Source organism: Mesorhizobium sp. B2-3-11 (assembly GCF_006442215.1).
In the GTDB taxonomy this organism is placed as follows: domain Bacteria; phylum Pseudomonadota; class Alphaproteobacteria; order Rhizobiales; family Rhizobiaceae; genus Mesorhizobium; species Mesorhizobium salmacidum.
In genome coordinates, this window is the sequence record NZ_VFVS01000002.1 from 69888 (window position 1) to 96568 (window position 26681).

General features: G+C 63.9%; 27 protein-coding genes and 1 tRNA gene. 16 read left to right on the forward strand and 12 right to left on the reverse strand.

Annotated elements, in window-relative coordinates:
* Nucleotides 1-1254, reverse strand: coding sequence for a sarcosine oxidase subunit beta (locus FJ960_RS03730; protein WP_140504341.1), 1254 nt, complete (start codon nucleotides 1252-1254; stop codon nucleotides 1-3).
* Nucleotides 1255-1467: 213 nt separating this feature from the next.
* Between FJ960_RS03730 and FJ960_RS03735 the strand changes: the two genes are divergently transcribed.
* The 7 genes from FJ960_RS03735 to FJ960_RS03765 all read left to right on the forward strand — a co-directional run bounded on the left by FJ960_RS03735 (nucleotide 1468) and on the right by FJ960_RS03765 (nucleotide 7100).
* Nucleotides 1468-1839, forward strand: coding sequence for a DUF2568 domain-containing protein (locus FJ960_RS03735; protein WP_246672606.1), 372 nt, complete (start codon nucleotides 1468-1470; stop codon nucleotides 1837-1839).
* Between the two features lie 103 nt (nucleotides 1840-1942).
* On the forward strand, nucleotides 1943-2701 hold the full coding sequence (locus tag FJ960_RS03740) for an SDR family oxidoreductase (protein WP_140504343.1): 759 nt from the start codon (nucleotides 1943-1945) through the stop codon (nucleotides 2699-2701).
* Nucleotides 2702-2828: 127 nt separating this feature from the next.
* A complete protein-coding gene (locus tag FJ960_RS03745; protein ID WP_027142987.1) occupies nucleotides 2829-3215 on the forward strand; it encodes an SET domain-containing protein-lysine N-methyltransferase in 387 nt (128 codons plus the stop codon).
* Nucleotides 3216-3390: 175 nt separating this feature from the next.
* Nucleotides 3391-3657, forward strand: coding sequence for a 30S ribosomal protein S21 (gene rpsU, locus FJ960_RS03750; RefSeq protein ID WP_010911429.1), 267 nt, complete (start codon nucleotides 3391-3393; stop codon nucleotides 3655-3657).
* A gap of 141 nt (nucleotides 3658-3798) precedes the next feature.
* Nucleotides 3799-4641, forward strand: a complete 843-nt coding sequence (locus tag FJ960_RS03755) for a tetratricopeptide repeat protein (RefSeq protein WP_027142988.1) — start codon at nucleotides 3799-3801, stop codon at nucleotides 4639-4641.
* A 210-nt stretch (nucleotides 4642-4851) separates the two neighbouring features.
* Nucleotides 4852-5328: a DUF992 domain-containing protein gene (locus tag FJ960_RS03760; RefSeq protein ID WP_027142989.1), complete on the forward strand. Its 477-nt coding sequence runs from the start codon at nucleotides 4852-4854 to the stop codon at nucleotides 5326-5328.
* 335 nt (nucleotides 5329-5663) lie between these two features.
* A complete protein-coding gene (locus FJ960_RS03765) occupies nucleotides 5664-7100 on the forward strand; it encodes an MFS transporter (protein ID WP_140711978.1) in 1437 nt (478 codons plus the stop codon).
* Between the two features lie 24 nt (nucleotides 7101-7124).
* On the opposite strand, the gene FJ960_RS03770 is transcribed toward FJ960_RS03765, so the two are convergent.
* From FJ960_RS03770 to FJ960_RS03805, 8 genes are all read right to left on the reverse strand, one after another.
* Nucleotides 7125-7814, reverse strand: coding sequence for a response regulator transcription factor (locus FJ960_RS03770; protein WP_140711980.1), 690 nt, complete (start codon nucleotides 7812-7814; stop codon nucleotides 7125-7127).
* Nucleotides 7811-10546 (reverse strand): sensor histidine kinase KdpD, encoded by a 2736-nt coding sequence (locus FJ960_RS03775; RefSeq protein WP_140711982.1) that lies wholly within the window; start codon nucleotides 10544-10546, stop codon nucleotides 7811-7813. Before FJ960_RS03775 ends, FJ960_RS03770 begins: the two co-directional genes overlap by 4 nt.
* A 57-nt stretch (nucleotides 10547-10603) precedes the next feature.
* Nucleotides 10604-11167 (reverse strand): potassium-transporting ATPase subunit KdpC, encoded by a 564-nt coding sequence (gene kdpC, locus FJ960_RS03780; protein ID WP_140711984.1) that lies wholly within the window; start codon nucleotides 11165-11167, stop codon nucleotides 10604-10606.
* An 11-nt stretch (nucleotides 11168-11178) separates the two neighbouring features.
* The gene (kdpB, locus tag FJ960_RS03785; protein ID WP_140711986.1) at nucleotides 11179-13272 is read right to left on the reverse strand and encodes a potassium-transporting ATPase subunit KdpB; all 2094 of its coding nucleotides are present in this window, start codon (nucleotides 13270-13272) and stop codon (nucleotides 11179-11181) included.
* The gene (locus tag FJ960_RS03790; protein WP_246672608.1) at nucleotides 13269-13508 is read right to left on the reverse strand and encodes a hypothetical protein; all 240 of its coding nucleotides are present in this window, start codon (nucleotides 13506-13508) and stop codon (nucleotides 13269-13271) included. Before FJ960_RS03790 ends, kdpB begins: the two co-directional genes overlap by 4 nt.
* Entirely contained in the window at nucleotides 13492-15195 is a 1704-nt protein-coding gene (gene kdpA / locus FJ960_RS03795; RefSeq protein ID WP_140711988.1) for a potassium-transporting ATPase subunit KdpA, read from the reverse strand. The genes FJ960_RS03790 and kdpA overlap by 17 nt, the downstream gene beginning before the upstream one ends.
* A gap of 25 nt (nucleotides 15196-15220) precedes the next feature.
* Nucleotides 15221-15310 carry a K(+)-transporting ATPase subunit F gene (gene kdpF / locus FJ960_RS03800; RefSeq protein ID WP_032919213.1) on the reverse strand — a complete coding sequence of 30 codons (90 nt, stop codon included), beginning with the start codon at nucleotides 15308-15310 and terminating at the stop codon, nucleotides 15221-15223.
* A 556-nt stretch (nucleotides 15311-15866) separates the two neighbouring features.
* Nucleotides 15867-15956: transfer RNA gene (locus FJ960_RS03805), tRNA-Ser, on the reverse strand.
* 376 nt (nucleotides 15957-16332) lie between these two features.
* On the opposite strand from FJ960_RS03805, the gene FJ960_RS03810 reads away from it, so the two are divergent.
* From FJ960_RS03810 to FJ960_RS03820, 3 genes are all read left to right on the forward strand, one after another.
* Nucleotides 16333-17064 (forward strand): DUF2569 domain-containing protein, encoded by a 732-nt coding sequence (locus FJ960_RS03810; RefSeq protein ID WP_246672609.1) that lies wholly within the window; start codon nucleotides 16333-16335, stop codon nucleotides 17062-17064.
* Between the two features lie 133 nt (nucleotides 17065-17197).
* Entirely contained in the window at nucleotides 17198-17521 is a 324-nt protein-coding gene (locus FJ960_RS03815; RefSeq protein WP_140502918.1) for a hypothetical protein, read from the forward strand.
* A gap of 243 nt (nucleotides 17522-17764) precedes the next feature.
* Nucleotides 17765-18754 (forward strand): BMP family ABC transporter substrate-binding protein, encoded by a 990-nt coding sequence (locus FJ960_RS03820; protein ID WP_140502920.1) that lies wholly within the window; start codon nucleotides 17765-17767, stop codon nucleotides 18752-18754.
* A 62-nt stretch (nucleotides 18755-18816) separates the two neighbouring features.
* Here the strand turns inward: FJ960_RS03820 and FJ960_RS03825 are convergent, their stop codons facing one another.
* Together FJ960_RS03825 and FJ960_RS03830 are read right to left on the reverse strand one after the other, a co-directional pair.
* Nucleotides 18817-19215: a hypothetical protein gene (locus FJ960_RS03825; RefSeq protein ID WP_140711992.1), complete on the reverse strand. Its 399-nt coding sequence runs from the start codon at nucleotides 19213-19215 to the stop codon at nucleotides 18817-18819.
* A 22-nt stretch (nucleotides 19216-19237) separates the two neighbouring features.
* Nucleotides 19238-19444 (reverse strand): SlyX family protein, encoded by a 207-nt coding sequence (locus FJ960_RS03830; RefSeq protein ID WP_181174153.1) that lies wholly within the window; start codon nucleotides 19442-19444, stop codon nucleotides 19238-19240.
* A 216-nt stretch (nucleotides 19445-19660) separates the two neighbouring features.
* Here FJ960_RS03830 and FJ960_RS03835 point away from each other — a divergent pair, with 216 nt between their 5' ends.
* The 6 genes from FJ960_RS03835 to deoA all read left to right on the forward strand — a co-directional run bounded on the left by FJ960_RS03835 (nucleotide 19661) and on the right by deoA (nucleotide 25969).
* On the forward strand, nucleotides 19661-21193 hold the full coding sequence (locus FJ960_RS03835; protein ID WP_140711996.1) for an ABC transporter ATP-binding protein: 1533 nt from the start codon (nucleotides 19661-19663) through the stop codon (nucleotides 21191-21193).
* Entirely contained in the window at nucleotides 21190-22329 is a 1140-nt protein-coding gene (locus tag FJ960_RS03840) for an ABC transporter permease (RefSeq protein WP_140711998.1), read from the forward strand. Before FJ960_RS03835 ends, FJ960_RS03840 begins: the two co-directional genes overlap by 4 nt.
* Before the next feature lies 1 nt (nucleotide 22330).
* Complete coding sequence (locus FJ960_RS03845) at nucleotides 22331-23302, forward strand: ABC transporter permease (RefSeq protein ID WP_140502929.1); 972 nt, start codon at nucleotides 22331-22333, stop codon at nucleotides 23300-23302.
* A gap of 62 nt (nucleotides 23303-23364) precedes the next feature.
* Nucleotides 23365-23757, forward strand: a complete 393-nt coding sequence (gene cdd / locus FJ960_RS03850) for a cytidine deaminase (protein WP_140712000.1) — start codon at nucleotides 23365-23367, stop codon at nucleotides 23755-23757.
* An 83-nt stretch (nucleotides 23758-23840) separates the two neighbouring features.
* On the forward strand, nucleotides 23841-24650 hold the full coding sequence (locus FJ960_RS03855) for a purine-nucleoside phosphorylase (protein ID WP_140712002.1): 810 nt from the start codon (nucleotides 23841-23843) through the stop codon (nucleotides 24648-24650).
* Nucleotides 24650-25969 carry a thymidine phosphorylase gene (deoA, locus tag FJ960_RS03860; protein WP_140712004.1) on the forward strand — a complete coding sequence of 440 codons (1320 nt, stop codon included), beginning with the start codon at nucleotides 24650-24652 and terminating at the stop codon, nucleotides 25967-25969. The genes FJ960_RS03855 and deoA overlap by 1 nt, the downstream gene beginning before the upstream one ends.
* A gap of 7 nt (nucleotides 25970-25976) precedes the next feature.
* Here deoA and FJ960_RS03865 read toward each other — a convergent pair whose 3' ends face one another.
* Nucleotides 25977-26540, reverse strand: a complete 564-nt coding sequence (locus FJ960_RS03865; RefSeq protein ID WP_140502937.1) for a TIGR02281 family clan AA aspartic protease — start codon at nucleotides 26538-26540, stop codon at nucleotides 25977-25979.
* Nucleotides 26541-26681: the final 141 nt, after the last annotated feature.

The window sequence follows — 26681 nt, forward strand, 5'->3', positions numbered from 1 at the left end:
TCAGTGCGCCACCGCTGCGGCCGCCGCCTCGTCGATGAGGCGACCGGTGCGGAAGCGTTCGATGGTGAAAGGCGCATTGATCGGATGCGGATCGTCCTTGGCGATGGTGTGGGCAAAGACATGGCCCGAGCCCGGTGTGGCCTTGAAGCCGCCCGTGCCCCAGCCGCAATTGACGTAGAGGCCGGGCACCGGCGTCTTGGCCAGGATCGGCGAGCGGTCGGGCGTCACGTCGACGATGCCGCCCCACGAACGCAGCATCTTCATGCGCGTGAAGATCGGGAACATCTCGCAGATGGCGTCCAGCGTATGCTGAAGAATGTGAAGTCCGCCGGTCTGCGAATAGGAGACATACTGGTCGGTGCCGGCGCCGATCACCAGTTCGCCCTTGTCGGACTGCGAGATATAGGCGTGCACCGTGTTCGACATCACAACGCAAGGCACAACCGGCTTGACCGGCTCCGACACCAGCGCCTGCAGCGGGTAGCTCTCCAGCGGCATGCGCACGCCGGCCATGTTCATGATGACCGAGGAATGGCCGGCCGCAACGACGCCGACCTTCTTGGCGCCGATGAAACCGCGCGTCGTATCGACGCCTGTGACCGCGCCGTTGGCAGCCCGCTTGACGCCGGTGACCTCGCAGTTCTGGATGATGTGGACGCCGCGCGCCGAAGCGCCGCGCGCATAGCCCCAGGCGACCGCGTCATGGCGCGCCGTGCCGCCGCGGCGCTGCAGGGCAGCCCCGACGACCGGATAGCGCGCGTCTTTCGAGGTATTGAGCGGCGGACAGAATTCCTTGGCCTGCTCCGGCGTCAGCCATTCATTGTCGATGCCGTTCAGCCGGTTGGCATGGACATGGCGCTTCAGCACCTGGATGTCGTGCACATTGTGGGCGAGCATCATGACGCCGCGCGCCGAATACATGACGTTGTAGTTGAGCTCCTGGGAGAGCCCGTCCCACAGCTTCAGCGCATGGTCGTAAATCCCTGCGCTCTCGTCATAGAGATAGTTGGATCGGATGATGGTGGTGTTGCGGCCGGTATTGCCGCCGCCCAGCCAGCCCTTTTCCAGCACCGCGACATTGGTGATGCCGTGCACGGTGGCGAGATAATAGGCGGTGGCCAATCCATGACCGCCGGCGCCGACGATGATGACGTCGTATTCCTTCCTGGGCTCCGGCGAGGACCATTGTTCCTCCCAGCCCTTGTGGCCGCGCATGGCCTCGCGGGCGATGGCGAATACAGAGTATTTCTTCACGGTCCAGCCTCGCGCCAAAAGGTCTCGCGGAGTGCAGCCGGGTCTTCCTTCGGCCCAGCGCGCGAGGTGTATCACTAGCGAAACAGCGCTGCCATCCTTGCGCTGTTTGCGACGGCGCTTGCCGTTTTGCGCCGCGCTGAAAAAGAGGTATCCGGTCTGGCCCCGATGATTGCCTTCAGTCACACTTCCCGGCGTCGGGGATTCGGAGGATGGATGGTGGGCAACGCTTGGTGGAATCTCACATTGCGCTTCCTGCTGGAGCTGGCAGCCTTGCTTGGCCTCGGCATGGCAGGCTGGAGCCTTTTCGAGGGCTGGTGGCACTGGGTCCTGGCCCTTGCCTTGCCACTCATCGCTGCAGCGTTGTGGGGGATTTTTGCCGTGCCCGGCGATCCAAGCCGTTCAGGGAGTGCACCGGTACAGGTGCCGGGCGCTGTCAGGCTGGCGCTGGAATTCGTCGTCATGTTCGGCGGCGCGGCCGGTTTCCATGTGGCAGGCCATGCCGCCACGGGCACCATCATGGCCGTGCTGATCGTCATCAGCTACGTGTTCTCGCTGGACCGATTGGCTTGGCTGCTCCGGCAATAGTTGACGCGAGCCTCTGCGGTTTTCGGGTGGCTGCTGTCCTGCCGATTTGCGATGAAGCATCCGATCGCCGGCAAAGCTGGCGCGAAGGACAAGGATGCCAAACATGCTCGCACTTTCCAACAAGATCGCCATCGTCACCGGCGCCAGTTCCGGCATCGGCCATGCCACCGCCAAACTGTTCGCGGAGGAAGGCGCCAAGCTGGTCATTTCCGCTCGCCGCCAGACCGAGCTTGATGCACTCGCCGCTGAAATCGAGGACGCCGGAGGCACGGCTGTCGCTCTCGCGGGGGATGTTACCGACGAGACCTACGCGAAAGCTCTCGTCGAGCTGGCGGTCGGCAGCTTCGGTGGACTCGACATCGCGTTGAACAATGCCGGCTCCGTCGGACCGATGGGTCCTGTCCCCGACATGTCGGCACAGACATGGCACGGAACGATGGACACCAATCTGACCAGCGCCTTTCTCGGTGCGAAGTATCAGATACCGGCCATGCTCGAGCACGGCGGCGGCTCGCTGATCTTCACGTCGAGCTTTGTCGGTTACACCGCCGGCATGCCGGGCATGGCCGCCTACGCCGCGGCCAAGGCCGGCCTGATCGGATTGACGCAGGTGTTGGCCGCCGAATACGGACCGAAGGGGCTGCGCGTCAACGCGCTGCTGCCCGGCGGGACCGACACGCCAGGCGCGACGACGACCACGCCTGAGGCCCGCGCCTTCGTCGAGGGCCTCCACGCCCTGAAGCGCATGGCGCAGCCGCAAGAGATCGCCCGCTCCGCGCTTTACCTTGCCTCCGACGCCTCGAGCTTCACCACGGGAACCGCGCTGTTTGCGGATGGCGGAGTGTCGATCAACCGGACGTGAAGGATTTTTTGCCGGGACAGGCCTGTTCGTCGTTGTGACGCAGGCCGCCGGTCTTGCTTTTTCGGCGCGATTTGGCGATTCCGTTTCTATCTAAACGGGTCTTCTTGCCAAGACGGGTCCTGGAACCATGATGCTGATCCGAACCTATGTCGCCCAGAGTGCAATCGAAGGCGTCGGCATGTTCGCTGCCGAGCCCATCCGGAAGGGCGCCTCGATCTGGCGCCTGGATCCGGATTTCGATCGGCTGATCCCGATGGACAAATACGAGACGGCGCCGCAGCCCCTGAAGGAATTGCTCGACCGTTATGCCTATCCGAGCCCGGACAAGCCCGGGTTCATCGTCTATGAGGTCGACAATGGCCGCTTCATGAACCATTCGGCGACCCCGAACACCGATTTTTCGCAATATGGCGGCGCCACCGCGACCCGGGATATCGCCGTCGGCGAGGAGATCACCTGCGATTACGGTGAGTTCTTCGAGGATTTCGAGCGGCTGCACCTGGCCACGGCGTAACAGGCACCCTATCTCCAGGCGACCGTGGCAATTGGCTGTCGTCCGTCATTTCGACTGTGGACAGCGAGGCTTGATTCTGCTATCAGCCGCCACAATTCGTGGTGTCGAGCGCCGCGGAGGCTTGTGGCTATGGCTGCTTGCCTGTTGATATCAAACCCGAAAGACAGGATTGCCCGTGCAGGTACTCGTCCGCGACAATAACGTTGATCAGGCGCTTCGCGCGCTGAAGAAGAAGATGCAGCGCGAGGGCATTTTCCGCGAAATGAAGATGCGCGGCCACTACGAGAAGCCTTCCGAGAAGCGCGCCCGTGAAAAGGCCGAAGCCGTTCGCCGCGCCCGCAAGCTGGCCCGCAAGCGCGCACAGCGCGAAGGCCTGCTGCCGATGACCCCGCGTCCGGTTGCTGCTGGCGGTGCCGCCGGTGCAGCGCGTCCGCCGCGCTGATTATCGCCAATATTTCGTCCTTTTCGAAGGATACCAGGGTGGCGCGATGCGGAATCGCCGCCACCCTTTTATTTTGATTGTGACCCGGCCCGGAGGGGGGAACCGGACCTGAACGACGGCGCAAGTGAGGACAGGGCAGACATGAACGCAACAAGCGTGGAGCGCGGGACCGCATTGCGTGGTTTCGCCCTGACAGCGGCCCTGCTTTCCGGACTGGTGCTTGCCGGCTGCCAGACGTCGGGCCCGGCCGGCGAGTTCAACAACATCGACAAGGCGCAAGGCTCGAGCGAGAACATCTCCTCGCTGTCGGCGGTCATCCAGCGCAATCCCCAGGATCCTGAAGGCTACAATGTGCGCGGTTCGGCCTATGGCCGCGGCGGCCAGTACCAGCAGGCGCTCAAGGACTTCAACCAGGCCATCCAGCTCAACCCGAATTTCTACCAGGCCTATTCGAACCGGGCCCTCATCCAGCGCTTCCTCGGCAACCAGGAAGCCGCACTCGCGGACTACAATCGCTCGATCCAGATCAACGGCAATTACGACGCCGCCTATATCGGCCGCGGCAATCTCTACCGCAAGGCGGGCCGCACCCAGGATGCCTTCACCGACTTCCAGAAGGCGATCCAGCTCGACACGACGGATGCCCGCGCATACCACAATCGCGGCCTGATCTATCAGAGCCAGGGCCAACACAAATTCGCCATCGAGGACTTCTCGACCGCCATCTCGCTGGCCCCTGACGCCGCCGAGCCCTACAACGGCCGTGGCCTCTCCTATCTTGCGACCGGCGACGAGGACAACGCCTTCTCCGACTTCAACATGGCCATCAAGCTCGACGGCCAGAACGCCGAGGCCTGGGCCAACCAGGCGCTGATCTACGAACGGCGCGGCGACAAGGCAAAGGCGGCGAAGGCCTATCGCGAGGCCGTGCGCCTCAACCCCACCTACCAGCCGGCCAAGGACGGCCTCGCCCGCGTCAGCTGACATCGGCTTCCGCAAGCCCGCGCCAAGCGCCCCATTGCATCGTGCGTGTGCGAAAGGACACGCGGCGCGGCGGATCGCCGCCAATCCGGCAGCCGTGTGTTAACCCCCGCGACAAGCCGTTAACCCCTGCCTTGTTCGCGCCAAGTTTTCGGCGGAACGGTCGCGGCGCTCGAGACGTTACTGAAGACTGATTGCGAAAGGACCCTCCCCATGATCAAGAAACTCGTCTGCGCCGCTGCTCTTGCAACGACCGTTTTCGCTGCCGCTCCGGCCAGCGCCGGCAGGCTGCAACTCGGCACGCTCGACTGCACCATCGATGGCGGCACCGGCTATATCGTGACGTCCAACAAGGGCGTGTCCTGCGTCTTCCGGCCCCATCATCACGGGCCGTCGGAAATCTATACAGGCGTCATCTCGAAGCTCGGTGTCGATGTCGGCAAGACGCATCAGGGCCAGCTCATCTGGGCGGTTTTTGCCGCGACGCGCGACCGTGACGCGGGCGACCTTGCCGGCAGCTACTACGGCGTCAACGCCGAGGCGAGCGTTGTGACCGGTGGCGGCGCCAACCTGCTCGTCGGTGGCTTCGACAGCGCCTTCATGCTGGAGCCGCTCAGCGTCCAGGCGCAGACCGGCGTCAATCTCGCCGTGGCGGTGACTTCGCTGGAGCTGATCCACTCGCTCAAATAAGCGGTTTAGGGCCTCGGCTCCAGACCCTCCACTCTGCGGCGCGGAACCGAATAGGATGGTTCCGCGCCGTTTGTTTTTTGGGGGACGCCATGCCGAGGACAGCTATCGCCGCTGCCAGGATTGCAAATCATGCTTGCCGGCAAGCGGTGCATCCAGGACGACGCTGGTCCAAACATATCTCGAAAAAATCGCTTGAGCTCAATCGCGGTTGAGGTTCTACAAACCCGTCCCGAGCAAAACAGCGTCTCGACGCGGCGCGCATGGTCCTGCCGGAAGCCTCGCGTTGGCTTCTGGTGCCGTGCGGCTGCATCGAGATAGGCAAAGCAGGGATGGACATGACCGAGATCAGCACAAACAGGGTCGACTGGCGCGCATTGTGGGCAAGCGGCGACCTGGCGCGCTTCTGCTTCATCAGCCTCGGCATCCTGCTTCATGCCACCAATGAGACGATGGTGGCGACCGTCATGCCGGCCATGGTCGGCGAACTGGCCGGCGTGCAGCTCGTCGGCTGGTCGCTGGCGATCTACGAACTCGGCGCCATCGTCGCCGGTGCGGCGGCGGGACGGCTGGTGAGCTATGTGGCGCTGCGCACCAACATGGTGGTCGCGGCCCTGCTTTACGCGGCCGGGGCGCTGATCTGCGCCACCTCGCCTTCGATGCAATTGTTCCTGGCCGGCCGTCTGATCGAGGGGCTGGGCGGCGGCGCGCTGGTGTCGCTGGCCTTCGTCTCGGTCGAACGGCTGTTTTCGCGTGCCATCTGGCCGCAGCTTTTCGGCATCATGTCGGCGATCTGGGGCGTCGCGGCGTTCAGCGGTCCGCTCCTCGGCGCTGTTATGACCGAATTGCTGTCGTGGCGCTGGGCCTTCGGCGTCTTCACTCTCGGCGGCACCGCCATGGCGCTGGCAAGCTTCCTCGTGCTCGACACGCCGGAAGCGACAAGACCCAGCACGAGCGCCGGCAAGGCGCCGCCTTTTCCGTTCATGGCGCTTGGCTGCCTTGCCATTGCCGTGGTGCTGATCGCCTCAGCCGGCGTCGACATCACCCTGCCGCGTTCCTCGCTGCTGATCGTGCTGGGGCTGGCAGGTCTCGCGCTGTTCTTCTACATCGATGCGCTGAAGCCGCGCTCCCGACTTTTCCCGGCGCGGCTGTTCTCATGGCGCACGCCGGTCGGCGCCGGCATGACCATGGTCGCCGCCTTTTCCATCGCGACCTGCTCCTTCGGCGTCTACGGGCCGCTGCTGCTGACCAGCCTGCACGACATTCCGTTGCTGACCACCGGCTACATCATCGCCGCCGAATCGATCGCCTGGTCGATCCTGTCGATCCTGGTCGCCAACGCGCCGCCACGGCGCGAAAGGCTGATCATCGTCTGCGGCGCACTGATGATCGCGGCGGGCATCGCCGGCTTCGCCTACACGATACCACTGGGCTCGATCGCGCTGATCCTGGTCTGCGCCCTGTTGCAGGGCGGCGGCTTCGGCATTGCCTGGCCGTTCCTGACCCGCGTCATCGTCGCCTCCGCCCCGGACGACGAACAGACCATCGCCTCGGCCGCGGTGCCGACCATGCAGCGCATCGGCTATGCCGTGGGTGCCGCCCTTGCCGGCATTGTCGCCAATGCCAGCGGTTTTTCGCAAGGCCTGAACCATGACGCGGCCGCTGGTGTCGCGAGCTGGCTGTTCCTTGCCTTCGTGCCGCTCGGCGTTCTCGGCTGCCTCGCCGCCTTGCGGATATCGGCGGCGGCAAATCGGCCGCTCGCAGCCATCGGCTGACGCAGGTTCTATCGGACAGGTTATTCACTCGACACGCAGGCGGTAGCCGACCCCGGTCTCGGTGGTGATGTAGCGCGGCTGGTCGGGGGTTTTTTCGATCTTCTGCCTGAGCTGGCGCACATAGACCCTGAGATACTGCACATCTGTCGAATCGTCCCAAATCTGCTTCAGGATGAAGTGGTGGGTCAGCACCTTGCCGGCATGCTGCACCAGGATGCGCAGTATGTCGTACTCCTTCGGCGAGAGCTTCACCTCCCTGTCCTCGACCTTGACGATGCGCTTGACCAGATCGACGCTGAGGTCGCCGCTCTGGAAAAGCGGCTTTTCGCCCTGTTGCTGGAACTTGTGGCGCAGCGCAACGCGGATGCGCGCCACCAGTTCGTTCATTCCGAACGGCTTGGTGACATAATCGTCGGCGCCGAGTTCGAGCGCGCTGACGATGCCGGCCTCGTCGGTGCGGCTGGAGAGGATGACGACGGGAATGTCGACGCCCTCGTCACGCCATTTGCGCAGCAGGTCGTGGCCCCCTATGCCGGGCAGGCCGAGATCGAGCAACACCAGATCCGGCTTTTCCTGTTCCATCAGCTCGATCGCCACCTTGGCGTTCGGCGCCTCGCTGACCCCGTAGCCCTGGCTGGCAAGGCCGACCCGCAGCAGCTTGCGGATCGGCGGCTCGTCATCGACAACCAGTATCCTGACATTCGAATTGGTCATCGAGGCTGGTCCACGCCGGGTTCGTCGCCGCGGTTGCCGACACCGCGCGCTTGCGCCGGCACCGGCATCCTGATGGTGAAGGCGGCACCAGGGCGGTCGGTCCGGTTGGCGGCCGCGATCGTGCCGCCCATCGCCTCGACGAAGCCACGGCAGATCGACAGGCCGAGCCCGGTGCCGGCGCGCACCTGATCACCCTTGCGCACCCGGTAAAAGGTGTCGAACACGCGTTCGAGGTCCTGCGCCGGAATGCCCGGCCCCTCATCCATGATCTGCACGATGACAGAGCCATTGTCGACCCAGGCCTGGACGCGGATCGCCGAGCCCGGCGGCGAATATTTCGACGCATTGTCGAGAAGGTTGAACAGGACCTGCTCGAACAGCACCGGATCGAGCCTCAGCATCGGCAGGTCGGGCGGAATATCGACCTCGATCTTGTGTTCGCTGGCGATCTTGCGGGCACGGTCGAGTGCCGTACCGACGATATCTCCCAGATAGTGAAGGGCGTAATTCGGCTCGATCGCACCGGACTCGATCTTGGTCATGTCGAGCAGATTGGCGATGAAGCGGTTCAGCCGTTCCGATTCGTCGATCACCGTCGACAGAAGCTCCGCCCTGTCCTGCTCGGGCAGGTCGGGCGCGAACTCCTTGAGTGTGCCTGCCGCCCCCATGATGGCCGCGAGCGGCGTCTTCAGGTCATGCGAAATCGATGTCAGCAGCGCCGAGCGCAGCCGGTCGGCTTCGGCGGCCAGCTTGGCGCGGTCGACATCGGCGACGAGCTGGACGCGTTCGATCGCCACCGCCGCCTGGTCTGCCAGCGCGTCGAGCAGCCGCTGTTGCTCGGGCGTCAAAAGGGGGCCCTGCTTGTCATTGTCGAGACCGACGACGCCGATTGCCGTGCGTCCCGTACGCAAGGGAAGATAGAGGCGCTTGGCGCCGGGCAGTGTGTCGGCGCCGCGTCCGGCGGCACGGTTGTGCTCCCAGGCCCAGCGGGCGGCGGCGATGTCGGCCTCGGCCAGCGTGTCGTCGGGCGGATAGCCTGCCTTGACGGTGATGGTGCCGTCTTCCGGCAGCAGCAGCACCACGCGCAGCTTCAGCATCGAGGCTATCTGGAAGGCGGTGGCCCAGAGCACGTCATCGAGCGTGCCGGCGCCGGCGAGCTTCTTCGAGAACAGATAGATGTCCTCGGTCGCCCGCGCCCGTGAGCGGGCGGCGGCGGCCTGACGCTGGACGCGCGCCGTCAGGTTGCTGGCGATGACGGCAACGGCGACGAAGACGGCAATCGCGACGATGCTCTCGGGATCCCGGATCGTCAGAGTGTAGCGCGGCTCGAGGAAAAAATAGTTGAAGGCAAGGACACTGAGGAAACAGGCGTAAAGCGCCGGCCAGAGACCACCGGCCACCGCCGATGTCAGCACGGAGAGCAGGAAGACGATCGCCAGGTTGCGAACGTCGAGGAACTGGTCGAGAACAGTGCTGAGGGCCAATGATCCGGCAACGTAAGCCGTGGCGAGCAAATACGGCTTGGCCTGAAACTGCCTCTGCTCGGCTGCCGCGCTCACTCTCCTGGAAGGCGTCTCGGTGTCCCGCTCCGTTCCGGAGATGACATGGACGCTGATGTCGCCGGCATTGCGGATCAGATCATAAGTGAGCGATCCCTCGATCAGTTCCCGCCAGCGCGACCGGGTCGGCCTGCCGACCACGATGTGGGTGAAATTGTTCGCCGTCGCATGGCGAACGATGTCCTGCGCGACGCTCTGGCCCGGAATGGTCGTCACCTCGGCGCCGAGCTGCTCGGCCAGGCGCAGGAGTGTGGCGAGCCTGTCCTTGTCGTCCTCGGACATGCCGGCCGAGCGAGGCGTGTCGACATGAAGTGCCGTCCATGGCGCACGAAGCCTGTCGGCCAGCCTGCGTGCGTAGCGAATGCGGGCCGCCCCGCCCGGACGCGCATCGACGCAGACGAGAACCCGTTCCCCGGCAGCCCACGGCCCCTGGATGGCGTGGGACTGCATGTGGTTGAGCAACTGCTCGTCGACGCGCTGGGCGGTACGCCGCAGCGCCAATTCCCGCAACGCGGTCAGATTGCCCGGCGAAAAATAGTTCTCGACGGCACGCTGCGCCGTATTGGGGAAATAGACCTTCCCCTCCCCCAGCCGCTTGATCAGGTCGTCGGGCGTCAGATCGATGATTTCGACATCGTCGGCCTGGTCGATGATGGAATCGGGCACCGTCTCGCGCACCCTGACCCGCGTGATCTGGGCGACGACGTCGTTCAGGCTTTCGACATGCTGGATGTTGAGCGTCGTATAGACGTCGATGCCCCGCGCCAGGATTTCCTGGACGTCAAGATAACGCTTGGGGTGGCGGCTGCCGGGCGCGTTGGTGTGGGCGAGTTCGTCGACCAGGACCAGCGCCGGACGCCGGGCAAGGATGGCATCGATATCCATCTCGTCGAGGACACGCCCCCTGTAATCGACCTTGCGGCGGGCAATGACTTCATACCCCTCGACCAGGGCCCGGGTTTCCTTGCGGCCATGCGTCTCGACCACGCCGATCACCACGTCGACACCGTCGGCCAGCCTGGCACGGCCCGACATCAACATCTCGTAAGTCTTGCCGACACCCGGTGCCGCACCCAGGAATATGCGCAGACGGCCGCGCCCTTCCCGCCCGGCATGCTCTAGCAGCGCGTCGGGAGATGGTCTGTTTTCGACGTAGCTTCTGTTGTCCGGCATCGGGTCCGATCATGAATGGCGCCGGGGACCGTGTCGATCCCCGGCGCCGGCCATCACCTATTTCGCGGCATCCAGCGCTAGATTGAGAGCCAGCACATTGACCGTCGGCTCGCCGAGCACGCCCAACTCCCGGTCCACGACCTGGCTGTCGACGAGCGCCTTGACCTTGGCTTCGTCGATGCCCCTTGCCTTGGCCACGCACGGAACCTGGAAATAAGCGGCCTCGGGGCTGATCTGCGGATCAAGGCCGCTGCCGGATGTGGTCACCAGGTCCATCGGCACCGGCGCATTCGGATTTTCCACCTTCAGCTTCCCGGCACCGTCCTTGATGCGCTCGATCAACTTCGGATTGGTCGGGCCAAGATTGGAGCCGCCCGAGGCGCCGGCATCATAGCCATTGCCCGCCGCCGAAGGTCGTCCGTGGAAATACTTGTCGCTGGCGAAGGCCTGGCCGATCAGTTCGGAGCCGACCACCTTGCCGTCCTTCTCGATCAGGCTGCCATTGGCCTGGCGCGGGAACAGCGCCTGGGCGATGCTGGTCATGCCGATGGGATAGACGAGCCCGGTCAGCACGGTGAAGAAGATGATCATGATGATCGCGGGTCTGATTTGCTTGAGCATCGGAATGATCCTTATGCAAGGCCGAGGGCCGTGATGGCCATGTCGATTATCTTGATGCCGACGAACGGCACGACGATGCCGCCGAGGCCGTAGACGAGAAGGTTGCGGCTGAGCAGCGCACCGGCGCCGATCGCCCGGTATTTCACGCCGCGCAGCGACAGCGGGATCAGCGCGATGATGATCAGCGCGTTGAAAATGATGGCCGACAGGATGGCGCTCTGCGGTGTCGCAAGGTGCATGATGTTGAGCGCCTGCAACGGGCCCGTCGTTTGGCCTGGCGCGATGTAGAAGACGGCGAACATGGCCGGAATGATGGCGAAGTACTTGGCGACGTCATTGGCGATCGAGAAGGTGGTCAGCGATCCGCGCGTCATCAACAGCGCTTTGCCGATCTCGACGATCTCGATGAGCTTGGTCGGATCACTGTCGAGGTCGACCATGTTGCCGGCCTCGCGGGCGGCGACCGTGCCGGTGTTCATGGCCACGCCGACATCGGCCTGCGCAAGGGCTGGCGCGTCGTTGGTGCCGTCGCCGCACATGGCGACCAGCTTGCCCTTGGCCTGTTCGTCGCGGATCAGCTTCAGCTTGTCCTCGGGCGTTGCCTGGGCAAGGAAGTCGTCGACGCCGGCTTCCGCCGCGATGGCTGCCGCCGTCATCGGATTGTCGCCCGTGATCATCACCGTGCGGATGCCCATGCTGCGCAGTTCGGCGAAGCGCTCGCGGATACCCCCCTTGACGATGTCCTTGAGGTGGACGACGCCGAGCAGCCGCCCGTCCCTCTCGACCGCCAGCGGCGTGCCGCCCGATTTGGCGATCTCGTCGGCGATCGCCTGCAGGTCGCGCACGGTATCGCTTCCCGGCCGTGTGCCGTGTGTGGCTGATGTCGGCTGGCTGACATAGGTCAGAATCGAATCGACCGCGCCCTTGCGCACCGAAGAGCCGTCTACGTCGACGCCGCTCATGCGGGTCTGTGCCGTGAAGGGCACGAACGTGGCGTATAATGTCGCCATGTCGCGGGCACGGATGGCATATTTCTCCTTGGCCAGCACCACGATCGAGCGGCCTTCCGGCGTCTCGTCGGCGAGCGAGGCAAGCTGTGCCGCGTCGGCCAGTTCCTGCTCGCTGACACCCCTGACCGGGCGGAACTCGGTCGCCTGGCGATTGCCGAGCGTGATGGTGCCGGTCTTGTCGAGCAGCAGCGTGTCGACGTCGCCGGCGGCTTCGACGGCGCGGCCCGACATGGCCAGCACATTGAAGCGCACCAGGCGGTCCATGCCGGCAATGCCGATGGCCGACAGCAGCGCGCCGATCGTGGTCGGGATAAGGGTCACGAACAGCGCGACGAGCACGGTCACCGAGATATAGCCGCCTGAGTAGGAGGCAAAGCTCGGGATGGTCGCGGTGGCCAGCACGAAGATCAGCGTCATGCCGACGAGCAGGATGTTGAGCGCGATTTCGTTCGGCGTCTTCTGGCGCTCGGCGCCTTCGACCAGCGAGATCATGCGATCGAGGAAAGTATGGCCGGCGGCGGCGGTGATGCGCACGCGGATCCAGTCGGAGAGCACCTGCGTGCCGCCGGTGACCGCCGAGCGGTCGCCGCCGGATTCGCGGATGACCGGCGCGGACTCGCCCGTTATCGCCGCCTCGTTGACCGAGGCGACGCCTTCCACCACCTCGCCGTCGGACGGGATAATGTCGCCGGCCTCGACGAGGACGATGTCGCCGACCTTCAAACCGGTGCCGGGCACCAGCTTGAACTTGGTGCGATCCTCGCCCGTCAAAAGCTTGGCCTGGGTTTCGGTGCGCGCCTTGCGCAGGGAATCCGCCTGCGCCTTGCCGCGCCCCTCGGCGACGGCTTCGGCGAAATTGGCAAACAGCACCGTGAACCACAGCCAGATGATGATCTGCAGCGTGAAGCGCAGATCGCCGCCACCGGTGACGAGGTCCTTGACGAACAGCACCGATGTCAGCGCCGACACGACGGCGACGACGAACATGACCGGATTGCGGGCCAGCGTGCGCGGATCGAGTTTGCGGAAGGCACCGCCGATGGCGGGCCACAGGATGCCGGCATCCATGATGCTGGCCGATTTTGACTGGCTCATTTTGAAGCTCCGGCTTCAGTATTGATGTGCGGCACCGATTGGTCGGACGCCGGAAAGAGATGAGGAAGCCCGTAGGCCAGCAGCCAGAGCGCGATCATGGCGGCGGCAAGCCCAAGAAATGTCGACAGGGTCGGGAAAGGAGGCGGCATTCCCTCCTTCCCCGGATCGGCCCGATGCCTGACATTGCGGCGCTTGTTGCTGAACCAGGACATGTCTGCCTCAGAATGTTTGTCCATGAATCGTTGCCAGGTGCTCGACGACAGGTCCGACGGCGAGCGCCGGGAAGAAGGTCAGGCCGCCGACGATGACGATGACGCCGACCAGCAGCCCGACGAACAGCGGGCCGTCGGTCGGGAAGGTGCCGGCCGAGGCGGGCACGGTCTTCTTCGCCGCCAGCGCGCCGGCGATGGCGAGCGCCGGTATGACGACCAGGAAACGGCCCATCAGCATGCCGATGCCGAGCGTGATGTTGTACCAGGGCGTGTTGCCGCTGAGGCCGCCGAAGGCCGAACCATTGTTGGCCGCCGCCGAGGTGTAGGCGTAGAGGATTTCGGAGAAGCCGTGCGGCCCTCCATTGGCGATCGACGCGACGGCGCTCGGCAGCACCACCGCGATGGCGGTGAAAACCAGCATCGCCAGCGGCAGGCACAGGATGGCCAGCATCGCCATCTTGACCTCCTTGGCCTCGATCTTCTTGCCGAGATATTCGGGCGTTCGGCCGACCATCAGGCCGGCGACGAAGACGGCGATCAGGATGAACATCAGCATGCCGTAGAAGCCGGCGCCGGCGCCGCCGACGATGACCTCGCCGAGCTGCATGTTGATGAGAGGGATCATGCCGCCGAGCGCGCTGAACGAGTCATGCATGGCGTTGACCGCGCCGCAGGAGGCAGCCGTGGTGATGACCGCGAACAGCGCCGAGAGCGCGATGCCGAAACGGGTCTCCTTGCCTTCCATGTTACCGCCGTCGATGCCGAGCGCATGCACCAGCGGATTGCCCGCGGCCTCCGCCCAATAGCAGACGGCGACGCCGGCGATGAACAGCACGCCCATGGCGGCCAGGATCGCCCAGCCCTGACGCTGGTTGCCGACCATGCGGCCGAAGACGTTGGTCAAGGCAGCGCCGACGACGAAGATCGACAGCATCTGGATCAGGTTGGAGATGGCATCGGGGTTTTCGAATGGATGTGCCGCGTTGGCATTGAAGAACCCGCCGCCATTGGTGCCGAGCATCTTGATGGCGACCTGCGAGGCGACCGGGCCGAGCGCGATCGTCTGCCTGGCTCCCTCCAGCGTGGTGGCGTTGACGTAAGGCCCGAGCGTCTGGGGCATGCCGAGCCAGACATAGACCAAGGTGAGCACGACGCAGAGCGGCAAAAGCACATAGAGCGTGGCGCGCGTCATATCGACCCAGAAATTGCCGATCGATCTTCCGGAAGCGCGGGCGAAGCCGCGGATCAGCGCGATCGCAATGGCAATGCCTGTGGCGGCCGAAACGAAATTCTGGACAGTCAGGCCAGCCATCTGCACGAGGTAGGACATCGTGCTTTCGCCGCCGTAGTTCTGCCAGTTGGTGTTGGTCATGAAGCTGGCGGCAGTGTTGAAGGCGAGCGCCGGGTCGACCGCGCTCATGCCTGCCGGATTGTAAGGCAGGCCGCCCTGCAGGCGCTGCAGCATATAGAGCACCAGGAAGCCTGCCAGGTTGAACAGCAGCAGCGCCACCGCATAGCTGGCCCAGTGCTGTTCCTCGCGCTCGCTGGTTCCGCAAATGCGGTAGAGCCCCTGTTCGACCGGGCGGAAGATCGGCGAAAGCGGCGTGCGATCACCTTTGAAGACGCGGTGCATGTAGAAGCCGAGCGGCTTCACCAGCAAAACGAGGATCCCGCAATAGAGGAGGATCTGTATCCATCCGTTCATGGTCATGATGTAGCTTCCGTGCGCCGGTGGATTAGAAACGCTCTGGACGAATGAGGGCATAGGTGAGGTAGGCGAGCAGGAACAAGGTCACGCCACCACCGAGGATGTAATCGAAAAGCATGATTCGACCCTTCCGCTCAGATTCTGTCGCAGGCTTTGACGTAGACGATGGACAGGGCGAAGAACAAAACCCCGATCCCGAGAACAATGACGTCCATGATTGCCTTCCTTGCTTTCACTGTCTTTCGGCCACAATCGAAGAGGCCAAAAACCGCTCGCGCTTGTTCGTCGCCTCGATGGCGATGGCATTCAAAGCTTCTGTCGGCGTGTTATATGGACCCGATCGCCATAAAGGTTCGAGACGGGACGGAGGGCAAAGAAATAGGAATCTTATAAAGGTTTCGGGGTAGGCGGCGGGCCACCGGCGATAGAGGGTCGCCTTCGACGACTACCAGCGAGCCACGGTTTGGAGGTGGCACCGACTATCAGGCGGCGTATTGTGAAAGCGGCAAAGGACCATCCCAAGCCAACGCCAGGCGGGAATTGCGGCCTAACGCAGTGACGCGCTGTAGGATGCTGTTGCACGCAGTCGCATCCAATGGCATTTCCGATGACAGGGCTTCTTGGCGGGCAAGGTTTGAAAAATTTTCAAATTACTCAGGAAAATCAAGTGGTTATGGCGGAGAGAGCGGGATTCGAACCCGCGTTACGGTCTCCCGTAAACACACTTTCCAGGCGTGCGCCTTCAACCACTCGGCCACCTCTCCGTCCTTGCATTTTTCGCGTTGGCCGGTTTCGCCGCGCGGGTTGGGGACAATGCAGTCCCTTCAGGGAGGCCGGCACGCGATATCAGCGCCGTGGGTGCCGCCAACCCGCGAACACCTTCCCTTCGCACCTGAGCCGTCAAAGCAACAGGCGCGGGGCTCATCTAGTCGATCCCGCGCCGAATGCCAAGCCATAACGGCGGTCTATTCGCTTTGCCGGCCACACACAGCTTCGTCAAGCTGCGTCGCACCCGTTTTTCAAGCCGCCACCGCCCGAATGGTGTGCACAGCCATGGCCGTAGGGCCGGCCGCGCTTGACTTCGCCGCGGCCCAGCTGTCGAGTGAAGCGGAGGCTTTGCGGGGGGGGCATCGTCCGGAGATGTCTTCAAGCAGTGAAAAACCGGGCGGAACGCCGGACAGTGGACAGGCGCCGACAGGGCACCCGGACAGCGGGCTGTCCTACGTGCCGGTGGGCTGGCTCATCTTCGTCATGGCTTGGTCGGTCTACGGCCTGGCCTCGGCCTGGTGGCTGACCGGCAATTCCGGCCTGCCGGACAGGATCTTCTATTTCCTCCTCGGCGGGCTTGCCGTCGACATCATCACCATTCTGTGGGGACTCTACCTTCTCGGCCTTGCCTTTGGCCGCTCGGCGCGTTTCCCGCGCCACTTCATCATCTGGCAGGTGACGACCATCGTCTGGGTGCTGGCGAGGCTGGCTTATGTGCTTGCCGTGCCCGATTTCGTCTTCTCCGCCAGGAGCTTGCTCATAGGCGGCGCCGAAATCGCCATCGGCCTGCTCTGCATCTATCTGCTGCGCCGCGGCTCCGGCGTCGAAGGCGTCTATGCCAGGCAGCAAGCCGAAGCGCCATCGGTCTTCGTTTCCATCGTCGCTGCCTTGCTCGGCATCATCCTGGGCGCGGTCATCGGCGCCGTTGGCGGCTTCCTGGCTGGCTCGGTGATCGCCGATGTCGCCGAGGTCAGTTGCTTCGAGGGCGGCTGCGGCTACTTTGCCGCCTTCATCGGCTTGGCCGGGCTGGTGGTCGGCGCCATTGCCGGGGGCATTCTTGCCGTCTTGCTCGTTCACCGCCGCCGGCGCGAGCCGGCCGCATAGGGTTCAGCAAGCGCGGGGCTTCAAATTCGCGTATCCCGATTGCGGACAAGCCGCACGCATTCTATTTCTGGTTTCGGGACATGTGCCGGAGGTCTCCTGGTTGGCGTCCAGGAGGGACCGGGGGAGAGCCTTGATGTTTCGCTTCGTCTTTCGTCTTGCAGCCATGGTCGCGCTGTCGGTTTCCGTCATCATGGCGGTGCTCGACACGACGCGCACGGTGGCGGCTTCTGCCCTTGTGCTGACCCCCCTCAACGCGAGCTGGCTGGCCGTCTCGCCGGACACGCGGGCCGCCTTCGAAGGCTTCGTCCGCACCAAGGCCAGTCCGCTGCTGTGGGATGGCGTCATCGCCTGGGTGCTCAACCAGCCGGGCTTTGCCGTATTCGCGGTGCTGGCCTTCCTGCTTTACGCCATCGGCTACCGGCGGCAGCGGCGCACGGGACAGTTCGCGGCGAACTGACCCATCGCCTGCACCATTCCGGCCGCCTCCTCACGGCTTGCACACAAGGTCAGATCGCTGTGTGGCTTGCCCGCGGCAGCTTTTCCAAAAGGTCAAAATTCCGCGTGAATTTTGTTTCGGGCCGTGCCAGATTGCCCGGGAGCGGGAGGGGAATACACTCCTGGCTGACGTCGTTTGCCGGCCGGAGAACCGGGCAGGCAGGCGGTGCGTAACGGAAAAAATAACCGACAGGGTGTGGATCACATGAAACGTATCGTTCTCGGCCTCCTGGCCGCAACCGCAATGGTTCTTCCGGCTTTCGCCGCGGATGTCCAGCCGGCCATCCTTTACGATCTGGGCGGCAAATTCGACAAATCCTTCAACGAGGCTGCCTATCACGGCGCCGAGAAGTTCAAGACCGAGACCGGCACCCCTTATGTCGAGTTCGAAGTGTCGAACGCCTCGCAGCGCGAGCAGGCGCTGCGCCGCTTCGCCGAGGACGGCCACAACCCGATCGTCATGGCCGGCTTTGCCTGGGAGGATGCGCTGAAGAAGGTCGCGGCCGAATACCCGGACCTCAACTTCGCCATCATCGACGATGCCGTCGACCTGCCCAATGTCCGCTCGCTGGTGTTCAAGGAGAATGAAGGTTCCTATCTCGTCGGCATCATGGCGGCGATGGCGTCGAAGTCGAAGAAGGTTGCCTTCGTCGGCGGCATGGACATCCCGCTGATCCGCAAGTTCGAATGCGGCTATGTCGGCGGCGCCAAGTCGGCCGGCGCGACCGACGTCATCCAGAACATGACTGGTGACACGCCGGCGGCGTGGAACGATCCGGCCAAGGGCGGCGAGATCGCCAAGACGCAGATCGACCAGGGCGCCGACGTTGTATACGCGGCCGCCGGTGGCACCGGCGTCGGCGTGCTGCAGGCAGCGGCCGATGCCGGCAAGCTCGGCATTGGTGTCGATTCCAACCAGAACGGCCTGCAGCCCGGCAAGGTGCTGACCTCGATGCTGAAGCGCGTTGACGTTGCCGTCTACACCGCCTTCATGGACGGCAAGAACGGCACCTTCAAGGGTGGCGTCGAGAATCTCGGCCTCAAGGAAGGTGGCGTCGACTACGCCATGGACGACAACAACAAGGCGCTGGTAACGGCCGAGATGAAGGCGGCGGTCGAAAAGGCCAAGGCCGACATCATCGCCGGCACGGTCAAGGTCCACGACTACACCGCCGACAACGCCTGCCCCTATTGATCGGCGGCGCCATACGGCAATGACTGGAACCGCCGGGCAATGCCCGGCGGTTTTGCATCGGCCTATAGCTTGCCGGCCAAGTAACCGAGCGCGAAGACCACTATCAGCCCGATGGCAATGACGTACCCACGCCGGCCGCCAGGCGCGTGCACGCCGACGCCGTGTGGTGGCCGGGACAGGCTTCGGATCACTGTCGGTGACCTGGCATCGTTGCCGCCCAGGCCAACGCTGCGCATTTGCGGCAATTCGGCGAGGCGTTGCGCAACCAGCGCCCAATGATTGGCGCCTGCTGGTTTTTCGGTGCGATCGAAAACATGCATGCGTTCGGCGAGCTGCACCACCGCGTCGCGGAAGGCAGGATCGATCTCGAGATCGCGCTCGGCCCGCTCGCGCTCGGCATCGTTCATCAGGCCGAGCACATAGTCGTCGGCCCTTGCGATGCGATCGCTTTCACCGGCCATGGCCAGGATCCTCCCCTTTTCCTCACCAGTGTGGCGGTTTGGTCACTGGCACGTCCGGTGCCACCTGCTCTTCGAGCGCCAGGAAGCGGTCGGTCAGCGCATCGAGCTTGCGCTGCATGCGTTCGATCACCTTCCACTGCTCGGCGATCTGGCCCGACAGTTCCTCGATGGTCTTTTCCTGCTCGGCGGCGCGGATTTCCAGTGTCGTCAGCCGGTCGGTGGGCATGATCATGCAAAGTCCTCAGTTTTGTACCGCGACACCTTGCGCCGCAATGTCAAATCGACCTCTGCATATTAGCGAATGCGAGAGCTTCGGCCACGTTCGAAATTGACAAGCGCGCGGGGATTTGTCGAGAGTGGAGGCTGCTCCGGACAATTGGCACGGGCGGAGCGTCATGCTAGGCGTCTTGACCAAGCGATAAAAAATAAGAGTGGGACGGGCTGCATGGCGCAAGCCGCAATCGAACTGATCGGCATCAACAAGAGTTTTGGCGCGGTGCGCGCCAACCGCGACATCAATCTGGAGATCGCGCGCGGCACCATCCACGGCATCGTCGGCGAGAACGGCGCCGGCAAGTCGACGCTGATGTCGATCCTCTATGGTTTCTACCAGGCCGATAGCGGGGAGATTCGTGTCGGCGGCCAGCCGGCGTCGATCAAGACACCCAACGACGCGATCGCGCTCGGCATCGGCATGGTGCACCAGCATTTCATGCTGGTCGACAATTTCTCGGTGCTGGAGAACATCATCCTCGGCGCCGAAACCGATGCGCTTCTGAAGAGCAGCATCGCCAAGGCGCGCTCCGAGCTTGACCGGCTGGAGCGCGAATACGGGCTGGAAGTCGATCCCGATGCGATCATCGAGGAACTGCCGGTCGGCCTGCAGCAGCGTGTCGAAATCCTGAAGGCGCTTTATCGCGGCGCCGAAATCCTGATCCTCGACGAACCGACGGGCGTTTTGACGCCGGCCGAGGCCGACCACCTGTTCCGCATCCTCCGGCAATTGAAGGAACAGGGAAAGACGGTGGTGCTGATCACCCACAAGCTGCGCGAGATCATGGCCATCACCGACACCGTGTCGGTGATGCGTCAGGGCACGATGGTGGCGACCCGGGAGACCAGGAAAACCACTGTCGAGGAACTGGCGGAACTGATGGTCGGGCGGCGCGTGCTGCTGAGGGTCGAAAAGGGCGAGGCCGAGGCCGGTGCCGTCAAGCTCGTGGTCAAGAACCTGACGGTCAGGGATTCCCGCGGCGTCACCATGGTCGACGACGTCTCCTTCGATTTGCGCGCCGGCGAGATCGTCGGCATCGCCGGCGTCGCCGGCAACGGCCAATCCGAACTGCTCGAGGCGATTTCCGGCATCAGGCATGCCGTTTCCGGTTCCGTGATGCTCGAGGGCAAGCCGATCGATCTCACCGGCAAGGCCGATCCCGGCGAATTGCGCGACCGCGGCCTCGCCCACGTGCCGGAAGACCGCCATCATGTCGGGCTGGTGCTGGCCTTCGAGGAGAACGAGAATTCCATTCTCGGCTACCATGACGATCCCCGCTACCTCAAAGGACCGTTCCTCAACATCGATGCCATCATGGCCGATGCCAGGGACAAGATCGAGAAATACGACATCCGTCCCGGCAATCCGCGCCTGAAGACCGCCAATTTCTCCGGCGGCAACCAACAGAAGATCGTGCTCGCACGGGAAATCGAACAGGACCCGGGCGTGCTGATCGTCGGCCAGCCGACGCGCGGCGTCGATGTCGGCGCCATCGAATTCATCCACAAGCGCCTAATCGCGATGCGCGACCAGGGCAAGGCGGTGCTGGTGGTCTCGGTCGAGCTCGACGAGATCCGTTCGCTTTCCGACCGCATCCTGGTGATGTTTGCCGGCCGCATCGTCGGCGAGCGCGGCCCCGAGGCGACCGAAGGCGAGCTTGGCTTGCTGATGGCCGGTGTCGAACATCAGGAGGCCGCGCAATGAGCACCCCTTACGCCAAATTGCCAGCCTGGGCCGATTATGGGCTGATCCCGCTGATCAACCTGTCGGTCGCCTTCATCGTCGCCGGTTTCGTCGTCATGCTGGTCGGCGAAAACCCGCTCCGCGCCGCCGTCATCTTGGTCGAAGGCGCCTTCGGCAAGGGCACAGGCATCGCCTTCACCCTGTTCTATGCCACGACCTTCATATTCACCGGGCTTTCGGTGGCGGTGGCGGCGCATTGCGGCCTGTTCAACATCGGCACCGAGGGACAGGCCTACATCGCCGGCCTCGGCATCGCCATTGTCTGTCTTTCCTTCGATAGCACGCTGCCCTGGTGGCTGACATTTCCGCTGGCCATCGTCGCTTCGGCGCTTGTGGGCGCATTGTGGGCGCTGATCCCCGCCTACCTGCAGGCCAGGCGAGGCTCGCACATCGTCATCACGACGATCATGTTCAACTTCATCGCCGCATCGATCATGGTCTACCTGCTGGTCGGTCCGTTGAAGCCGGCGGGCTCGCAGGCGCCACAGACGCGCAACTTCCTCGCCGGCGCGGAACTGCCGAAGCTAAACTGGATCATCGAACTGTTCGGCGCCAAGATCCGCTCGGCGCCGCTCAATGTCTGCTTCCTGCTGGCGCTGGTGATGGCCTTGCTGGTCTGGCTGCTGATCTGGCGCACCAGGCTCGGCTACGAGATGCGCACCTATGGCCACAGCCCGAAGGCGGCTCGCTATGCCGGCATTTCGGAAACCCGCATCATCATTACCGCGATGATGATCTCGGGCGCGCTGGCCGGCATGATGGCGCTCAATCCGGTGATGGGCGACCAGCACAATGTCGCGATCGACTTTGTTTCGGGCGCCGGTTTCGTCGGTATCGCCGTGGCGCTGATGGGCCGCCTGCATCCGGTCGGCATCGTGCTGGCGGCGATCCTGTTCGGCATGCTCTACCAGGGCGGTGCCGAACTCGCCTTCGAGATGCCGGCGATCAGCCGCGACATGATCGTCATCATTCAAGGGTTGGTCATCCTCTTCGCCGGCGCCCTGGAGCACATGTTCAGGCCCTATATCCAGGCTCTGTTCGCTTCGTTCAGCCCGAAATCGGTGGGCATGCAGGCGGTCACCGGGAAGGGTGCCTGAAATGGATATCTTCAACGCAATCATCCAGGTGCTGGATTCGACCATCCGCCTGTCGGTGCCGCTGCTGCTTGCCTGCCTCGCCGGCCTCTACTCGGAGCGGGCCGGCATTTTCGACATCGGCCTCGAAGGCAAGATGCTGGTCGGCGCCTTCGCGGGTGCTGCCGCGGCTTCCGTGTTCCATTCGGCGCTCATCGGTCTCGGCATGGCGATCCTGATCTCTGTCGCCTTCGCATTGGTGCACGGCTTTGCCTCGATCACCCATCGCGGCAACCAGATCGTTTCAGGCGTGGCGATCAACTTCGTCGCCGCCGGATCGACCATCATCCTTGGCCAGGCCTGGTTCCAGCAGGGCGGCCGCACGCCGGCGCTGCAACCGGGCGAGCGGTTCGAGGCGATCATCTGGCCTGGCGCCGACGCGGCCAGGGACGTGCCTGTCATCGGTCCGATCTATGCCGAACTGATCTCCGGCCATTCGATCCTCGTCTATTTCGCCTTTGCGATGGTGCCGTTCACCTGGTGGGTGCTGTTTCGCACGCGCTTCGGTCTCCGGCTGCGCGCGGTCGGCGAAAATCCGGCCGCGGTCGACACCGCCGGCATCTCGGTCGCGTGGCTGCGCTACCGCGCGCTGATCTGCACCGGCATCCTCACCGGCGTCGCCGGCGCCTATCTGTCGATGGTGCAGAATGGTGGCTTCGTGAAGGACATGACCGCCGGCAAGGGCTACATCGCGCTGGCCGCGCTGATCTTCGCCAAATGGAAGCCGGTCAACGCCATGTTCGCCTGCTTGCTGTTCGGTTTCCTCGACGCGGCGTCGATCCGCCTGCAGGGGACACCGCTGCCCATTGTCGGCAAGGTGTCGGTGCAGTTCATGCAGGCCCTGCCTTATGTGCTGACCGTCATCCTGCTCGCCGGCTTCATTGGCAAGGCCATACCGCCGCGCGCCGGCGGCGTGCCCTACGTCAAGGAACGCTAAGGGTCGACAGTTCGGCGGACGAAGCACCGGGTTTGGACACGATCATCGGAGAGAACAACTGAATGTCGCATGATCTGTTCGAAGCGGCCAAGTCCGCCATGGCCAAGGCCTATGCGCCCTACTCGAAATTCCCGGTGGGTGCCGCCTTGCGCACCGAGGACGGACGCATCTTCACCGGCGCCAATATCGAGGTCGCCTCCTATCCGGAAGGCTGGTGCGCCGAGACCACTGCGCTTGGCCACTACATAATGGGCGGCGGTGGCAAGATCGTGGAAATCGCCGTCCTCGCCGAACGCATGGCCAAATGCTCGCCTTGTGGCGGCTGCCGCCAGCGGCTGGCCGAATTCTGCCGTCCGGAAACGAAGCTCTATCTGTGCGATGCTACGGGCGTCGCAGAAACAGTCACGATGGGCGACATGCTGCCCTATGGTTTTCGCGGCGATATTCTCAAATGAAAAGCTGGCTCAAAAGACAAGCTGGCTCAAATGATAAGCTGGCTCAAAATGAAAAGGCTGGCTGAAATGAAACGTAGGCTGACATGACGGAAAAGGCGCTGGACCATCTTATCGAAAGGCTCGACGGCCTGGCGCCGTCGACCGCGCTGGTGCTGGGTTCGGGCCTGGGCGGCCTGGTCGACCGGATCGAGAATCCCCTCCGCGTCTCCTATGCCGACCTGCCCGGCTTTCCCCGGAGCGGTGTCAGCGGCCATGCCGGCGAAGTGGTGGCCGGGCTGTTTGCCGGCGTTCCGGTGCTGATGCTGTCCGGCCGTGCCCACTACTACGAGCATGGCGTTGCGGCGGCGATGCGGCCGGTGCTGGAAGTGCTTGCCGGCATCGGCATCACGAAACTGATCCTCACCAACGCAGCCGGCTCGGTCGATCCGGATATGCCGCCGGGCTCGGTGATGCTGCTCACCGACCACATCAACTTCTCCGGCACCAATCCGCTGATCGGCGAGCCGAGCGACCGCCGTTTCGTCGGCCTCACCGAAGCTTATGATGCCGGCATGCGCGACGCGATCGAACGCGCGGCGAAGGCGACCGGCACAGCGCTGCACAAGGGCGTCTATATGTGGTTCTCAGGCCCCTGCTTCGAGACGCCAGCCGAAATCCGCATGGCGCGCATCATGGGCGCCAACGCCGTCGGCATGTCGACCGTGCCGGAAGTCATTCTCGCCCGCTTCCTCGGCCTGCGCGTCGCCGCCTGCTCGGTCATTACCAACCTGGCCGCCGGCATGACCGGCGCCGAGCTTTCGCACCAGGAAACCAAGGACATGGCGCCGGTTGGCGGTTCGCGGCTGGCAACGGTGCTGCAGCGCGTGTTCCGTGACGGGCTGCTGGAGAGCTGATGCTTCCGCAGGAAATCATCCGTCACAAGCGCGACGGCCATAGGCTGGCGCCTCACGAAATCGCCGCCTTCATCGACGGCGTGACGTCGGGCACCGTAACCGACGGCCAGGTCGCGGCCTTCGCCATGGCGGTATTCTTTAACGGTATGAGCCGCGACGAGGCCGTGGCGATGACGCTTGCCATGCGCGATTCCGGCGACGTGCTCGACTGGTCGGATTTGCCGGGCCCCGTCACCGACAAACATTCGACGGGCGGTGTCGGCGATAATGTCTCGCTGATGCTGGCGCCGATCGTCGCCGCCTGCGGTGCCTATGTGCCGATGATCTCGGGCCGAGGTCTCGGCCATACCGGCGGCACGCTGGACAAGATGGATGCCATTCCCGGCTACATCAGCCAGCCCGACATCGCGCTGTTCCGCAAGGCGGTGCTGGAAACAGGCTGCGCCATCATCGGCCAGACCGCCGATCTGGCACCTGCCGATCGCCGGCTTTACGCCATCCGCGACGTCACCGGAACCGTGGAATCGGTGCCGCTGATCACCGCATCGATCCTGTCGAAGAAGCTCGCGGCAGGCCTGCAATCGCTGGTGCTAGACATCAAGGTCGGCAATGGCGCCTTCATGGAGAAATCCCGCGATGCGACCGCGCTCGCCAACAGTCTGGTCGAGGTCGCCAGCGGCGCCGGGCTGAAGGTCTCGGCGCTGATCACCGGCATGAACGAACCGCTGGCCTCGGCCGCCGGCAATGCCGTCGAGGTGCGCAACGCCGTCGATTTCCTGACCGGCCGCTTGCGCGACCGGCGGCTGGAGAACGTGACGCTTGCGCTTGCCGCTGAAATGCTGCAGTCGGCAGGGTTGGTATCGTCCAACCAGGACGGGATGCGCCGCGCCACCGAGACGCTCGCCAGCGGCCGCGCCGCCGTCACCTTCGCGCGCATGGTGACCGTGCTTGGCGGCCCTGCGGATTTCATCGAAAAGCCGGAAAAATACCTGCCCGGGGCGGCAACGGAATTCGCGGTCAAGGCGACGACGGACGGTTTCGTTACCGGCATAGCCACCCGCGACATCGGCCTCGCGGTGGTCGGGCTGGGCGGCGGGCGCACACGGCCCGACGACAAGGTCGACCCGGCGGTCGGCATCACCAGGCTGCTGCCCATAGGCGCGGAAGTAAACGCCGGAGATGCGCTGGCGCTAATCCACGCCCGCTCGCCGTCCGATGCCGAGGCGGCTGCCGCGGCCGTGCTTTCAGCCTATGCGATCGGTGCTTCGAAGCCGGTCGCCGACAAGTCGGTCATTCGGCGGATTCTGCCGCGCGACTGAGTGGACCCTACTGAACCAGCAGCAATGTGCCGTTCTCGGCCTGATACTTGCCGAGCCGGTTGAGAAAACTCATGCCGATCAGGTTGGTGCGCAGTGCCTTGTCGTCGAGCACGATCGCCTGCACACCGTCGACGCTGATGCTGCCGATCTGCAGGCGGTCGATCATCACCACCGCGGCCTTGATAACGCCGTTGGCGGTGCTGACCTCATGACTGAAATCGGAAGGATTGAGCGACAGCCCGATCCTGCGCGCCGTCGACGTATTGACCGCCACCAGCGTCGCGCCGGTGTCGATCATGCCGTCGACCTGACGGCCGTTGAGCTTGAAGGTGGACGAGAAGTGTCCACGCCCGTCAGCCGCAACCACGACCTTGCGGCCGGTTGGCAGCGGCGCCACCGGCTTGTCGGGAACAGACGCCAGACTGGCCTCGGGTTGCGTCTCGGCCCCAGGCTTGGCCGTCACCGCCGATTTCAGCAGGTCTTCGAATACTCGCGGATTTGACTGGTAGACAACCGGGATCGATGCCGACGCACCGGCAAAGACGCTGAGAATGAGAAGCTTGCGCAGCATGGATCGGCCTTGGTGAAGTCGACACTTACCACGTTATGGTGTTTGCTTTTTTAACGCGGGCCGAAACCGCAGGTTTTCGTAAACGAACCGTATCGGGCAGGGGAATCGCCAGCCTGTATCAGTAGTGTTGCTCCTGGCCTA